Origin of the sequence: Brucella sp. NBRC 12953 (assembly GCF_040369775.1) — a bacterium.
Taxonomy (GTDB): Bacteria; Pseudomonadota; Alphaproteobacteria; order Rhizobiales; family Rhizobiaceae; genus Brucella; species Brucella pseudogrignonensis.
The window spans coordinates 39,508-54,776 of sequence record NZ_BAABSV010000006.1 but is presented as its reverse complement, the minus strand read 5'-3'; the positions used below and the strand labels follow the sequence as shown (position 1 = coordinate 54,776).

The following is a 15,269-nucleotide window of genomic DNA, read 5'->3' as shown; positions in this document are numbered from 1 at the left end:
CGGCTAATTTCCAAGAAAATTAGGGAGCCTGTAAGACTTGCGCAAGGAAATTCGGTCGGAATTGCCGCGGCAAAGATTGACGTGTGAGTTCCACCGCGCCATAGAGCAATGACACGTTTCAGTGTAAAAGATTTCAACAAATAAAGCCCTTCACAGGACATCAGGATAAAATCATGACTTCGCACCGTCTTCCCGAAATTACGCTGACCCCGGAACTGACCGCGGCGGCTGCGGAAGCGAAATCGTGGCCTTTTGAAGAGGCAAAGAAAATCCTCAAGCGCTATGAGAAGACCGGCTTCCCTGAAACCGTGATCTTTGAAACCGGCTATGGACCATCGGGCCTGCCGCATATCGGTACGTTCGGCGAAGTCGCACGCACGTCGATGGTCCGCCATGCTTTCCGCATTCTGACGGAAGACAAGGTCAAGACCCGCCTTATCTGCTTCTCGGACGATCTCGACGGGATGCGCAAGATCCCGGACAATGTGCCGGACAAGGCAGCCCTTGAGCCATATCTGCAACTGCCGCTTTCAGCCGTGCCAAACCCATTTGGCGGCGAATACAAGAGCTTTGCCGAGCATAATAACGCAATGCTCTGCCGATTCCTCGATACTTTCGGCTTTGATTACGAATTCGCAAGTGCGACCGAGTACTACAAGTCCGGCAAGTTTGATGCAGTGTTGCTGAAAGCTGTCGAGCGCTATGACGACATCATGAAGGTGATGCTACCAACGCTCGGTGAAGAGCGTCAGGCGACCTACAGCCCATTCCTGCCGATCTCGCCGAAGTCTGGCCGCGTGCTCTACGTGCCGATGAAGAGCGTGGATGCCAAGGCTGGCACCATCACTTTTGACGATGAAGACGGCGTTGAAACCACGCTTTCCGTCACCGGCGGTAATGTGAAGCTGCAGTGGAAGCCGGATTTCGGTATGCGCTGGGCAGCGCTTGGCGTCGATTTTGAAATGTTCGGCAAGGATCACCAGACCAATGCGGGCATTTACGACCGCATCTGCGAAATCCTTGGTGGTCGCGCGCCAGAGCATTTCGTCTACGAACTCTTCCTCGACCAGATCGGCCAGAAGATTTCGAAGTCAAAGGGCAACGGCATCGCGATTGACGAATGGCTGGCCTATGCGCCAACTGAAAGCCTTGCGCTTTACAACTTCCAGAAGCCAAAGACCGCGAAGAAGCTCTATTTCGACGTGATCCCGAAGGCCGTGGACGAATATTTCACTTATCTCTCGGCTTATAACCGTCAGGAGTGGAAAGACCGTCTGAACAATCCGGTCTGGCACATCCATTACGGCAACCCGCCAAAGGTTGAACTGCCGGTTACATTCGCGCTGATGCTCAATCTGGTGAGCGCATCCAATGCAGAAAACCCAAGCGTTCTCTGGGGCTTCATCTCGCGCCATGTGCCGGGTGTTACGCCGGAAAACAATCCGGAACTCGACGCGCTCGTTGGCTATGCGATCCGCTACTTCAATGATTTCGTCAAGCCGACCAAGCAGTTCCGCACCCCTGACGATGTGGAACGCGCAGCACTGGAAGGCCTTGATGCCAAGCTTGCAACGCTGCCTGCCGGTACTGATGGCACCGACATCCAGAACGCCATTCTGGACGTTGCCCGTGCAATCGAGCGTTATCAGGATCACACCAAGAAGAGCCCTGAAGGCGGTCCGGGCGTATCGGTTTCCTTCTTCCAGATGCTCTATGAAGTGCTGATCGGTCAGGAACGCGGCCCACGCTTTGGTTCATTCGTTGCTCTTTATGGCATCGATGAAACCCGCGCACTCATTCAGAAGGCTCTTGCTGGCACCTTGTCATAAGCGCTTGATATTTTTATGAGAAGCCTCACCCGGAATCGTACCGGGTGAGGCTTTTTTTATGCCCGGTCTTTAAGCATGTCGCGGAAAAGTGGGAACCGGTTTTCCGGAAACGACATGCGCAAAAATATAGAGATAGAGCAAGCGCAATGACTACGATTAAATGCGAGCCGCTCTAGCCGGAGCAGAAATGATCTACCCCCAATGCGACCCCTTCGCCAAAGGCCTGCTGGCTGTATCAAACGGCAATGAAATCTATTGGGAGGCATCGGGCAATCCGGAAGGAAAGCCAGCGCTTTATCTTCATGGCGGGCCGGGAAGCGGCTTGCGCACGGGCAGCTATCGGCAGCGCTTTAATCCCGAAAAATACCTTATCATCGGCATTGACCAGCGCGGTTGCGGGCGCAGTCGTCCGCTGGTGATTGATGATCTCGACCAGCTTCATCTCAATACGACCCAGACGCTGATTGAAGATATTGAAACAGTCAGAAATCATCTTCGCGTCAATGCCTGGCTGATCGCAGGTTCATCATGGGGTGCTACGCTTGCGCTCGCCTACGCACAAGCGCATCCCGACCGGGTGACTGAATTGGCACTCGTTGCCGTCACGACCACGAGCCGTGAGGGAGTGAACTGGATCACCGAAGGCGTTGGATGCCTTTTTCCGGAAGAATGGGAAAAGTTCGAGAAAGCCTCTTCAAGACGAGAAGGTGAGCGGGTTGTTGAAGCCTATGCGAGACGGCTTGCCAATGGCAGTCTGGAAGAACGCTTGCAGGCTGCGCTGAATTGGAATGCATGGGAATCGACGCATATCTCGCTTGATCCCAATTGGACGCCGATCGAAAGCCGTTTCGATGATCTGCAAGGCCTGGCCTTCGCAACGCTTGTTACGCATTACTGGGCCAATGACGGCTTCCTTCGCAATGGCGCTGAAATTCTGGCGAATATGGGCCGGATCGCACATATTCCGGCGATTTTGATTTGCGGACGCAGGGACTTCAGTGGACCGGCGATAACCGCGTGGAGGCTCCATCAAGCATGGACTGCAAGTCGGCTGCGCGTTATCGAAACGGAAGGCCATGGCGGTCCGCTTTCTACGAATGAGATGCGGATGGCGCTCGACGCGTTTGCCCTTGGTCAAAATCAGCTCCGTTGACTCAATCCTCGTTAGTAGGTAGTACGACCTAACTACTGACGAGGCAGGACTATGAGTATCGAAAAAGCTCCATCGGAAAGTGCGCGCGACAAGCTGCTCAAAGCCGCGGCCGTTCTTTTTTATAATAACGGTGTCGGTGGCACCGGCATCGACGCAATTGTTGAAAGGGCGGGCGTTGCTAAGAAGAGCCTTTACAACAACTTCGCCTCGAAAGCTGATCTGGTAAACCAGTATCTCGAAGCACGACATGCCGAGTGGCTAGGCCTTTATCATGCACGATTGGAACATGCGGCGACGGCCAAAGACAGAGTTCTTGCCGTTTTTGACGCCTATCAGGACCATGCCGAGCATGAATATGAACGCGGCTTTCGCGGCTGCGGCCTGCTCAATGCTGCGGCAGAACTAGCCGCAGACGATATTGGGCGGCAGGCAGTCAAACATCACAAAAGAGAGGTTGAGGCGCTACTCATCACGCATTTGACAGAGCTTCTGCCCGATGTCCCTGATCGTGCTGCTGCACTCGCAAGACATATGTCTTTTCTGCTTGAGGGATCAATCTCAAGGGCAGGTCTCGAAGGTAATAGCGGCTGCGTTCAAGAGGCCCGTGCAATCGTCTCTGATATGCTGGAGGCATTGTGAGCAATTCATCCCGTGATTACACAATTGGTGTGTCTGCCGTTCTCTTCTCATCCGTTGTATGGGGAACGACTGGCACTGCTGCCACTTTCGCGCCCGAAGTCAGTGCAGTTGCAATCGGTGCCGCAGCTATGGGGATCGGGGGCTTGTTGCAGGCACTGCTCGCCGGACGCGGGATTGTGCGCAGCTTGTCCCTTCTGAATAAGCAATGGGCGCTTCTTGTTTTAGGTGGACTTGCGGTTGCCATTTACCCACTGGCTTTTTACGCATCCATGCGGATGGCTGGTGTTACAATCGGAACGGTCGTCACCATCGGCTCAGCACCGCTGCTTTCCGCTCTCATCGAATATCTGTTCGACGGTGCGCGACTCTCGCGCCAATGGCTGCTTGGCGCGCTGATTGGGCTTGCCGGGATCGTGTTGATTACGGTCGCAGAAGGTGCAGACCATGCAGCTATAGAAACAAATAGCTCCGTTATTACAGGCATTTGTCTGGGACTTCTTGGTGGCCTCACATATGCACTTTACTCATGGACTGCGCGCCGCATGATGCTCAATGGCGTTCGGTCCTCTGTCGCCATGGGCGCTACATTCGGGCTTGGCGGATTATTGCTTATGCCGGTTTTGATCGTGGCCGGCGGCCCGTTTCTGGCGTCATGGAACAATGCAGCAGTCGGCATCTATATGGCTATTGTGCCAATGTTTCTTGGCTACGTCTGCTTTGGGATCGGTCTTGCGCGTATTCCGGCCAGCATGGCGACAACTATCACACTGATCGAACCGGTAGTCGCTGCGATACTGGCCATAATCATTGTAGGCGAGCGTTTGCCGCTGATGGGTTGGTTTGGCGTGGTGCTTGTTATCTCATGTCTCGTTGTGATCACGATCCCACTCAAGAAGCCTTTGAGACAGGATCAGAAGGCCGTGGTCGGGACATAAGCTGATCGCAGGCTTCAGAAGCAGCAGGAGAAGAAATCAGTCCGGCGAACTGATTTCCTTGCAGAGGCGCTTCGCACTTCTGCTGGCAAAGCTATAACTCAGTTTGCTGGAGCGGGTGCCGTAGGCGCCGGAGGAAACTCGCCTTGCTGTGGTGACGGCGAAGTCGGCACTGGTTCCGTCTGTGGCGCGAGCGGAGAAGGATTCTCCAACGCTCCACCATTATCAGGCTCCAGACTTTGAAGGGATGCATCAGGCTTGTTCCCGAAGATACCCAAACGATTATCTTCGGCTTTTTGCCCTGCTTCCTGATAGGCACCGCCCGCGACAGCTTTCGCCCAACCATTGGCAACCAACCACTGTGCGGGATCTTCATTGCCAACACTGCACTGCGTTGAAACAGCAGCACCACTGTCATTTTGTGGCAAACGACACATGACTGCACGTGCCCGCAACCATTGCCGAAACGCCGTTCGCGCCTGCATGCCACAAAGCCAGCTTTCGCCAGAGGCCGATTGACAGGTTTGTTCAATCGGCATGGGTTCTATACCCTGCAGATCAACAGTCCTGCCCTGGCTCTCGAGCTTACCCGCGGCAATCGCAACAGGACGCTGCAAAAGCTGCATCGGCTCGCCCTCGTCTACAGATGCGGCAGGTGCTGGCGGCTCTGGTGGTTTTGGCGTTGAGGCCAGCCCCAGATCACTCAGAGGTGGGCGCGCAGGCTCGCGCTCCAGTCCATCCTGCTGCGATCCGCTTTGACCACTCTGACTGGCAGAGTTCTGCTCATTAGTGTTTGGCGCAGCTTCTGGAGCCGGTGTCTCTGACGCCGCAGGATTATCTGCTCCTGTGTCCTTATCAGGCTCGTTATAATCGAACTGCTCGACGACAATTCCATTGCCCGAACCCGATTCCGGTTTGCTTTGACCGTCACCACTTTCGACAACAGTGACCGGGCGATCAAGCGCTCCATAAAACGGCGCGACAAATGCGGCCACAAGAATGGCCCCGGTTATGCCTGCGAAAACACCAAAAACAATGCGTGCATGGCTCTTTGTATGCTGTTTTGCCATTACTGACTCGCCCATAGAATACGGGCGATCCACTCGACATCCTTGGTCTCAAAGGAACGGTTTGGAAATTCTGGATTGAACGAGTGAAGTTCAATCGTACGCGGTGTCTGGCGATGCAGGATTTTAGCCATAACCTCTCCGTCTTTGGTACGAACAACCACGCGGTCGCCGCGGCGAACCGGTGCATTGGGTGCTACAACCAGCGTATCGCCATCACGATAAAGCGGCAACATGGAGTCGCCAGAAACTTCCAGCGCATAGACATTATCGGTGGGTGCGGCTGGAAACTGCACGACATCCCAGCCTTGGCCTGCAGGGAAACCAGCATCATCGAAATAGCCACCCCCGCCCGCTTCTGCCATGCCAAGCAGAGGAATAGCGCTAGGCTCCTGCAAATAGTCACCATAATTAGGCGTCGAGGCTTCGCCACGAATGAGCCTGGTCAACTCATCGAATGTTGCGCCCGTCGCTTCCATGACTTTAGCTAGCGATTCCGTCGATGGCCAGCGTGCGCGTCCATCAGAGGCATACCGCTTGGATTTATTGAAAGTGGTCGGATCAAGCCCTGCACGGCGCGCAAGACCGGACGCACTTAAAGAATTGCGTTCTGCCAAGGCATCGATCGCAGCCCATACGCTATCATGAGAAAACATTGCTATAGCCCGCCAAAGAGGATTTTAAACCTAATCATCCATCCTATATTGTGCCAAACCTAGCTGAAAACCTGATTTTACGCAAGATGTGCTATTTTACAGGGAAAATTTTCTTATTCATAAATAAATACGCGCGACATCGGAATGCCGCGCGTATTTTTAATAGCTAATGTGGCCGCAGATCAGGCTGCTTTCTTGGCCTCGCCCTTATATGGGTTGAAGCGCTGATAGAAGCTTTCGCCATTCTCTGCCATATCAAGGAGCAGCTTCGGTGCCTTGAACTGCTGGCCGTATTTGCGCTGCAACTCCTTGGCAAGCTTGACGAATTTCTTCGCGCCCATGCCATCGATATAAGACAACGTGCCGCCGGTATAAGGTGCGAAACCAAAGGCCAGGATTGAGCCGACATCCGCTTCGCGCGGATCGGTCACAATGCCTTCTTCCATCACGCGCGAAGCTTCCAGAGCGATGGTGACGAGGAAGCGTTCCTTCAGCTCCTTCACATCGATCTTGTCGGGGTCCTGCTGCGGATAAAGATCCTTCAGACCGGCCCAGAGATGCTTCTTGGCAGGCTTGGCCGGGTATTCGTAGAATCCCTTGCCATTCTTGCGACCCTTGCGGTCAAACTCGTTGACGAGCTTGTCCACCAGTTCTACATGACGCGGATCGACAGCCTTGTCGCCCAAGTCCGCTAGCGTTGCCTTCAGGATCTTCTGCGAAAGATCGATTGCCGTTTCGTCGTTGAGCGCAAGCGGGCCAACCGGCATACCGGCCATACGGGCGGCATTTTCGATCATCGCAGCCGGAACACCTTCAACGAGCATGTTGTAGGCTTCCGACATATAGCGCAGCACGCAGCGATTAACGTAGAAGCCCCGTGTGTCGTTGACGACAATCGGCGTCTTCTTGATCGCACGAACATAATCAAGGGCTACGGCCAATGCCTTGTCGGATGTCTTCTTGCCGAGGATCACTTCCACCAGCATCATCTTGTCGACCGGCGAGAAGAAGTGGATACCGATGAAGTTCTTCGGACGCTTGGAGACTTTCGCAAGGCCACTGATTGGCAAGGTCGAGGTATTGGACGCAAAGACCGCAGAAGTTTTCAGCACTTCCTCAGCCTTTTCGGTCGCCACACGCTTGACTTCGCGGTCCTCGAACACGGCTTCGATCACCAGATCTGCACCTTCAAGCAGCGCATAATCAGGTGTTGCGGTGATGAGCGACAGGAGCTTTTCCTTGTCGGCTTCCGTCGCGCGGCCCTTCTGCATTTCCTTGGTGATAAGATCAGCCGTATGCGCCTTGCCCTTATCGGCAGACTCCTGATCACGATCAATCAGCACCACCGGAATGCCAGCCTTGGCTGTCACATAGGCAATGCCTGCCCCCATGAAGCCAGCGCCGATAACACCAATCTTCTTGAACTTGGTTGGCTTTTCTTCAACCGGGCGACGTGCGCCCTTGTTCAATTCCTGCAGCGACACAAAGAGCGAACGGATCATCATGCCAGCTTCGGTCGTCTGAAGGATTTCAGTGAAATAGCGCTGTTCGATCTTAAGGCCGGTATCGAATGGAACCAGAAGGCCTTCATAAACCGATTTCAGGATAGCGAGTGCCGCCGGATAATTGCCGGAGGTTTCGCGACGCAGAATAGCGGTTGCGGCTGGCCAAAGGTTCGCACCGGCAGCGGAATAGATCGCGCCGCCCGGCAGCTTGAAGCCTTTTTCATCCCACGGCTGAACTGGCTTAAGACCACCCTTGATGAGCTTCTTGGCAGTTTCAACGAGCTTCTTGGCAGGTGCGACTTCGGTGACAAGGCCCATCGCCTTGGCGCGCTGCGCCGTCAGGCTTGAACCAGTCGTCATCATCTGCAAAGCGTCCTGCTGGTTGGCAAGGCGAGGAACGCGCTGCGTGCCGCCAGCACCCGGAAACAGGCCGACTTTCACTTCCGGCAGGCCCATTTTCACACCCGGTGCATCGGACGCCACGCGGGCATGGCAAGCGAGCGACATTTCAAATGCGCCGCCCATGCAGGTGCCATTGATGGCCGAAACCCATGGCTTGCCTGAGGTTTCCAGCTTGCGGAACAATCCGCCCATCCGGCCTACATTGTCGAACAGCGACTGGACAGCAGCCTGCTTGTCCTTTGCCTTTTGCTTCTGGAACTCCTTGAACATGCCTTCGAGCATGGTCAGGTCTGCGCCACCGGAGAACGTGTCTTTGCCCGACGTGATGACTACGCCCTTGATCTTTTCGTCCGCAGTCGTCGCGTCGATGATGGCGTTCAATTCCTGCATCGCCTCGACGGTGAAAACATTCATCGACTTTTCAGGCATGTCCCATGTGACGAGAGCGATGCCATCATTGTCGGTTTCAACTTTGAAATTTACGTAAGCCATATTCGCCTCCTCCCCTTACACGCGCTCGATGATGGTGGCCGTACCCATGCCTGCACCGATGCACAAAGTGACCAGTGCGGTATTGAGGTCGCGGCGTTCCAATTCATCCAGCACAGTGCCGAGGATCATCGCGCCGGTTGCACCAAGCGGATGGCCAAGCGCAATCGCGCCGCCATTGACGTTGATCTTGTCGTGCGGAATATCAAATGCCTGCATGTAACGCAGAACTACGGCAGCGAAGGCTTCGTTCAACTCAAACAGATCGATGTCAGAGAGCTTCATCTTGGCCTGTTTGAGCAACTTTTCCGTCACATCAACCGGGCCAGTCAGCATAAGCGCTGGTTCAGAGCCGATATTGGCAAAAGCACGGATACGCGCGCGCGGCTTGATATCAAAGGCTTTGCCAGCCTTCTTCGAGCCAACGAGAACGCCTGCTGCGCCATCAACGATACCAGACGAATTACCGGCATGGTGAACGTGATTGATGGTTTCGACTTCTGGATGCGCCTGAATGCCAACAGCATTGAAGCCGCCCATTTCGCCGGGCATCACGAAGGATGGGTTGAGCTGGCCAAGCGCCTGCATATCAGTGCCGGGGCGCATATGCTCGTCATGGTCAAGAATGGTGAGGCCGTTCTGATCCTTGATCGGAATGACCGAATTCTTGAAATAGCCCTTTTCCCACGACTTGGCAGCGCGCTTCTGGCTTTCTACTGCATAGGCGTCCACGTCATCGCGTGAGAAGCCGTATTTCGTGGCAATCAGATCGGCAGAGACGCCCTGCGGCATGAAAAAGCCCGGAAAGCCAACCGATGGGTCCATGTACCAGGCTCCGCCCGACATACCCATGCCAACGCGGGACATGCTTTCAACGCCACCAGCAATCACCAGATCGTCGGCACCGAACGCAACCTTGGCAGCAGCCAGATTGATGGCATCGAGACCAGATGCGCAGAAGCGCGAAATCTGCATTCCCGGCGCCTTGAAGTCGTAACCCGCTTCAAAAGCCGAAGAACGCGGAATAACAGCACCTGCTTCGCCGACAGGGTCAACGCAGCCGAAAATAATGTCATCAACCTTTGCCGTGTCGATGCCGTTGCGGTCGCGCAAGGATTCCAGAACCTTCGCGCCCAAACGAACGGCAGGCACTTCATGCAGGCTACCGTCTTTCTTGCCACGTCCGCGCGGTGTGCGGACGTGATCGTAAATATAAGCCTCAGCCATTTTTGCTCCTTCCCGCTAAGTTCGAAAACTTAGCCTGATCTCTAACTCAAAATGCGTCTGCGTTAAGCGCCATCATGCTATCTGCACCCGACTGGATACGCGCGAGATGGGCAACACTTTCCGGCATGATCCGCTCGAAATAATAGCGCGCTGTGACAAGCTTTGCTTCAAGATAGGCCTTATTGCCTTCACCCGATGCCAGCTTTTCTTCGGCAACCTTCGCCATGCGCGCCCACATGTAACCAAGCGCCACCAGACCAAAGAGATGCATGTAATCGTTCGATGCTGCACCGGCATTGTCTGGCTTTGCCATCGCGTTCTGCATCAGCCACATGGTTGCGGCCTGAAGATCGTTGACGCCCTTCTTAAGATGCTTGGTGAAGAATGAGAGCTTTTCATTTTCGCGATTGGCTTCACAGAACTCGCCCACTTCTTTGAAGAAAGCAGTGATCGCACGGCCACCATTCAGCGCCAGCTTGCGACCAACCAGATCAAGCGCCTGAATGCCGTTGGCACCTTCATAGATCATGGCAATACGCGCATCGCGCACATATTGGCTCATGCCATGTTCTTCGATATAGCCATGACCGCCAAAAACCTGCTGCGCCATGACAGCATGTTCAAAACCCTTGTCGGTCAGAACGCCTTTCAGCACCGGCGTGAGCAGGCCAACCAGATCGTCAGCCGCCTGACGCTCTGCTTCATCGCCTGAACGATGGGCAATATCGGAATTGAGCGCCGTCCAGAGAATGAGCGCGCGACCGGCTTCGTTATAAGCACGGATATTCATGAGATTACGGCGAATATCCGGATGCACGATGATCGGATCGGCCTTCTTGTCAGGTGCCGCGGCACCCGAAAGCGCACGACCCTGAATGCGTTCACGCGCATAGATCGCGGCATTCTGATAAGCAGTTTCGGCGATCGAAAGCCCCTGCAAAGCAACACCAAGACGCGCTTCGTTCATCATGGTGAACATGGCGCGCAGGCCTTTGTGTGCCTCGCCAATCAGGAAGCCCATCGCATCGTCATAGTTCATCACACAGGTTGCATTGCCGTGGATGCCCATCTTCTCTTCGATGGAGCCGCAGGACACGCCATTGCGCGCTCCCGGATTGCCATCGGCATCCAGAATGAACTTCGGCACGATAAACAGCGAAATGCCCTTCACACCTTCCGGTGCGCCATCGATACGGGCCAGCACCAGATGGATGATGTTTTCCGACATGTCATGTTCGCCAGCCGAAATGAAAATCTTCTGGCCGGAAATCTTGTAGGAACCATCATTCTGTGGTGTCGCTGTTGAACGCAGCAGACCCAGATCGGTACCGCAATGCGGCTCGGTCAGGTTCATTGTGCCGGTCCATGTGCCTTCCACCATCTTTGGCAGATAGGTGTCTTTCTGCTCATCCGTTCCGTGGGTGAGGATCGCGGCAATCGCGCCCTGCGTCAGACCCGGATACATGGTGAGCGCCATATTGGCAGACGACATATATTCGCCAACGGCTGTATGCAGCAGATATGGAAGCCCCTGCCCGCCATATTGTTCAGGCACCGCAAGACCAAGCCAGCCGCCTTCGCGATACTGGTCATATGCTGCTTTGAAACCCTTCGGCGTCTTCACAGAACCATCAGATGCGCGGGCGCAGCCTTCCTGATCCCCGGTATGATTGACAGGAAACAGCGTACCTTCGGCAAGCTTCGCGCCTTCGGACAGGATCGCCTCGACGACATCGGGTGATGCATCGGCAAAACCCGGCAAATTGTTATAACGCTGATAATTCAGAACGTCATTGAGAACGAAATTTGTATCCTCAACTGGCGCGCGATAGCTCGGCATCGAAATCCTCCAAATCAATTACCCGCTCGGCTCCGCATGAAGCGGAACAGGCTCCCACCTGCATCTAAAGCGCGACGCGCTTTAGTTTTATTCTCTCGCATATCGCGATCCCCGGACGGGCTTCCCCTCCAAGGAAGATATGCTTTCAGAATGATTGTCACAGCAAATGCTCAAATGCGTGACATCATGCCCTTCGCAACAAAAATGGGGTTAAAAATTCAAAAAACCAGCCAGTTTTGCTACTTTTGAAGCTCTCGCCGCTCTGAAATTGATGACGAGACTCCAATTCCGAGCCGAAACTAGCGCACTTTGACGTTTCCGTAAACGTCAAAAATTACACTTGTTTGTGCGCTGCCCTTTTTCAGCGAATTATAGACGTCTACCGGGTTACTCGTGCGCTTTGGTGGGCCATTCGTTGTGATGGTTCTGCCAAATTGTGAATCTAATCATGGGCCAGAAGCGTCCTCTTCTGCAGGCCATTTCGTCAAAATTTGCAAGGATTCTTAAAATAGGAAACTTGTTCACCCGCCGATGATCAAGGAGCAATGCGCAATCGAGGATAACGGAGTCTGGCATACTGAACGAGGCTCGATATTGCTGCCAGATGGTCTGAACTGGTTTCCGTGCTTGCGGGAATGTTATTCCCAAGCTGATCGCGCGTCGGAGTTTGTTTCGGCAGTATCTTAATTGAAGCGGGCAGCAGTTAGCGATGCAAGCGCTGCTGGTCAACTGATCTCAACGTCGCGACACCTGTTTGTCAACGATCTGCCCTTTAACCGTTCTGGAGTAAAGTCGGTTGATTGCTTAAACACTGAGGTAGCGACGCATACAATAGAGCAGCGCCGCTTGTTTTTCATTCTCACGAATATCGATTACGCGCCCAAAAAGGATGCGGTGTGTGGCCTCATCGACGGCATTTGTTAATTCGCACTCGAAGCTGACCGAAGCACTGGCAAGGACCGGAACTCCAGTGAGTCCCTCCACCCATTCCCCATAGGCGAACCGGTCCTCCACCGACGTCTTACCACCGAAATGGTTCGAGATGTCCTCCTGGCCGGGCATCAGTGTGTTGACGCAGAAATAGCGCGCGTTCTCAAAGGCATGAAAACACGAGCTCTCCCGATTAAGGCAGACAAGCAGTGTCGCTGGAGTGTCGCTGACACTGCAGGCAGCGGAGGCGGTAAAGCCGTAACGCTTCCCGCCGAACTTTGTGCTGGTGACACTTACCGCCGAACCCAGCCGTGACATGCCATTACGAAACGTGGCTTTATCTACAATGTTGAACCGGCGTTCCACCATATTCATGTCGGCCTCCTGCTGCCCAGCCACCACTAGGCCGAAAGCTCTCTTCTGATGATTTCTGCACCCGCGGTTAGAGCCCTCAGCTTGCCCGTTGCCACCCGACGAGACAAAGGTGCCATTCCACAGTTCGTGCAGGGATAGAGCTTGTCGGCATCCACGAATTGCAGTGCTTTCCGCAGAGTATTGGCAACTTCCTCAGGGGTCTCGATCGCGTTGTTGGCCACATCAATAGCCCCAACCATAACCTTTTTGCCTCGAATGAGTTCGATCAAGTCGATTGGAACATGTGAATTGTGGCATTCGAGAGAGATCAGATCGACACTGGATTTCTGCAGTTTTGGGAAGGTTTCTTCATACTGCCTCCACTCTGATCCGAGAGTTTGCTTCCAGTCGGTATTGGCCTTGATACCGTAGCCATAGCAAATATGGACAGCAGTTTCACACTGAAGTCCCTCCATTGCTTTTTCCAGCGTTGCAACGCCCCAGTCGTTTACCTCATCGAAGAAAACATTGAATGCCGGCTCGTCGAACTGGATGATATCGACACCAGCAGCCTCCAACTCCTTGGCTTCTTCATTGAGGACTTTGGCAAATTCCCAGGCCAGCTTTTCGCGGCTTTTATAATGAGCATCATAGAGCGTATCAATCATGGTCATGGGACCCGGCAAAGCCCATTTGATGGGCTGCTTCGTCTGCTGACGCAAGAATTTGGCATCTTCGACAAAAACAGGTTTTGGACGTGAGATGGCGCCGACAACTGTCGGCACACTTGCGTCATAGCGATTGCGAATTCGGACGGTCTCGCGCTTCTCGAAGTCGACACCGCTGAGATGCTCAATGAAGGTCGTGACAAAATGTTGGCGCGTCTGCTCGCCGTCGCTGACAATATCAATGCCTGCCTGTTGTTGGTCGTCCAGCGACAAACGCAGAGCGTCCTGTTTGCCAGCAGCTAATTCCTCATCCTGCAATTTCCAGGGCGACCAAAGTTTCTCGGGTTGTGCAAGCCAGATTGGTTTTGGCAAGCTGCCAGCCGTTGAGGTGGGCAACAATGGTTTCATTCTAGGCAACCTTGTTTTTTGGTTCGTCAATGAACGCTATTGGCAAACCATTCCTCAAGAATGGTCTTGTATGGTTTGATGAAGTGCTCGTCCGCAAACTTGCCCTGTTCGATAGCCAACCGGCTACGCTCTTCGCGGTCGTAGACAATGCGTGTGAGCGAATAGTCCTGATGCTTCAAATCCGGTTGATAGCAGGCACCCGCCGCAGAGTTGGCGTTGTAAATCTCGGGCCGATAGATCTTCTGGAAAGTCTCCATCGTACTGATGGTTCCGATCAGCTCAAGATTGGTATAATCGGCAAGCAAATCGCCGATAAAATAGAAGGCCAAAGGCGCAACGCTATTCGGAGGCATGAAAAATCGAACCTCCAATCCCATTTTTTTGAAATACTTATCAGTCGAAGAGAACTCGTTCTGCTCATATTCAACCCCTAATACGGGGTGCTGATTTTCAGTTCGACGATAGGTCTTGCTGCTTGAAGCACTCAGACATATTACAGGCGGCTTACTGAAGCTCTCTTTATAAGCATTTGAATTCAGGAAACATTTAAAGAGGTTTCCATGCAATTCTCCGAAGTTATCAGGCGTGCTGAATTCAAGCCGATTCTTATTATGCTCTGGCAATAATACGCTGAAGTCGTAATCTCGCACGTAGGACGAGAAGTTATTCCCGACAATGCCCTCAATGCGCTCGCCGGTCTTGCGATCCATGATATTGGTTTTCAGTATTTCAATCACCGGGAAAGCATCGTTCTTGCTTTCAGCACCAATATTCATTTCAACCGAAATGATTTCCAGTTCGACCGAATACCGATTGCCTTCCGGGTTATCCCAATGCGCCAGAGCGTTGAAACGATTGTCAATCATCCTGAGTGCATTGCGCAGGTTCTCTTGGCGATTGTCACCTCTCGCCAAATTAGCAAAATTGGTCGTGATACGAGTATTTTCTGAGGGATGGTAATCCTCATCAAAGCAAATACTCTTAATGTTGAATGTAAAATCTCTATTCATCGCGACATGACATCCCAATCTATGATTTAAATTCACTTTGATGTCTTTGCTTTCTTTAGTTTCTATTTCTGCTCAGGCCTTCTGCAAAGTCTGTATTGATACGGACTTCGGATAAGAGCGTTAAACCTCTTATGCCGAAGGCGTTGAACGATTAAAATTG

General features: G+C 53.3%; 12 protein-coding genes. 4 read left to right on the top strand and 8 right to left on the bottom strand.

Annotated features, from left to right (window positions below; all coding sequences use genetic code 11):
* Positions 1-173: 173 nt before the first annotated feature.
* The 4 genes from ABWV94_RS15260 to ABWV94_RS15245 all read left to right on the top strand — a co-directional run bounded on the left by ABWV94_RS15260 (position 174) and on the right by ABWV94_RS15245 (position 4,556).
* A complete protein-coding gene (locus ABWV94_RS15260) occupies positions 174-1,829 on the top strand; it encodes a lysine--tRNA ligase (RefSeq protein WP_064321899.1) in 1,656 nt (551 codons plus the stop codon).
* 187 nt (positions 1,830-2,016) lie between these two features.
* Complete coding sequence (gene pip / locus ABWV94_RS15255) at positions 2,017-2,982, top strand: prolyl aminopeptidase (RefSeq protein WP_312468360.1); 966 nt, start codon at positions 2,017-2,019, stop codon at positions 2,980-2,982.
* 51 nt (positions 2,983-3,033) lie between these two features.
* A complete protein-coding gene (locus ABWV94_RS15250; RefSeq protein ID WP_312468361.1) occupies positions 3,034-3,621 on the top strand; it encodes a TetR/AcrR family transcriptional regulator in 588 nt (195 codons plus the stop codon).
* Positions 3,618-4,556, top strand: a complete 939-nt coding sequence (locus ABWV94_RS15245; RefSeq protein ID WP_312468362.1) for a DMT family transporter — start codon at positions 3,618-3,620, stop codon at positions 4,554-4,556. The genes ABWV94_RS15250 and ABWV94_RS15245 overlap by 4 nt, the downstream gene beginning before the upstream one ends.
* A 98-nt stretch (positions 4,557-4,654) precedes the next feature.
* Here the strand turns inward: ABWV94_RS15245 and ABWV94_RS15240 are convergent, their stop codons facing one another.
* From ABWV94_RS15240 to ABWV94_RS15205, 8 genes are all read right to left on the bottom strand, one after another.
* Entirely contained in the window at positions 4,655-5,623 is a 969-nt protein-coding gene (locus ABWV94_RS15240; protein WP_353414168.1) for a thermonuclease family protein, read from the bottom strand.
* Positions 5,623-6,276: a S24 family peptidase gene (locus ABWV94_RS15235; RefSeq protein WP_064321904.1), complete on the bottom strand. Its 654-nt coding sequence runs from the start codon at positions 6,274-6,276 to the stop codon at positions 5,623-5,625. The genes ABWV94_RS15240 and ABWV94_RS15235 overlap by 1 nt, the downstream gene beginning before the upstream one ends.
* A 182-nt stretch (positions 6,277-6,458) precedes the next feature.
* Complete coding sequence (locus ABWV94_RS15230; protein WP_353414166.1) at positions 6,459-8,675, bottom strand: FAD-dependent oxidoreductase; 2,217 nt, start codon at positions 8,673-8,675, stop codon at positions 6,459-6,461.
* 15 nt (positions 8,676-8,690) lie between these two features.
* On the bottom strand, positions 8,691-9,899 hold the full coding sequence (locus ABWV94_RS15225; protein ID WP_007879756.1) for an acetyl-CoA C-acetyltransferase: 1,209 nt from the start codon (positions 9,897-9,899) through the stop codon (positions 8,691-8,693).
* Between the two features lie 46 nt (positions 9,900-9,945).
* Positions 9,946-11,739, bottom strand: coding sequence for an acyl-CoA dehydrogenase C-terminal domain-containing protein (locus ABWV94_RS15220; protein WP_353414164.1), 1,794 nt, complete (start codon positions 11,737-11,739; stop codon positions 9,946-9,948).
* 804 nt (positions 11,740-12,543) lie between these two features.
* Complete coding sequence (locus tag ABWV94_RS15215) at positions 12,544-13,044, bottom strand: flavin reductase (protein ID WP_353414162.1); 501 nt, start codon at positions 13,042-13,044, stop codon at positions 12,544-12,546.
* A gap of 26 nt (positions 13,045-13,070) precedes the next feature.
* On the bottom strand, positions 13,071-14,099 hold the full coding sequence (locus tag ABWV94_RS15210) for a methionine synthase (protein ID WP_353414518.1): 1,029 nt from the start codon (positions 14,097-14,099) through the stop codon (positions 13,071-13,073).
* A gap of 26 nt (positions 14,100-14,125) precedes the next feature.
* Positions 14,126-15,109, bottom strand: coding sequence for a DUF1852 domain-containing protein (locus ABWV94_RS15205; protein WP_353414160.1), 984 nt, complete (start codon positions 15,107-15,109; stop codon positions 14,126-14,128).
* Positions 15,110-15,269 lie beyond the last annotated feature (160 nt).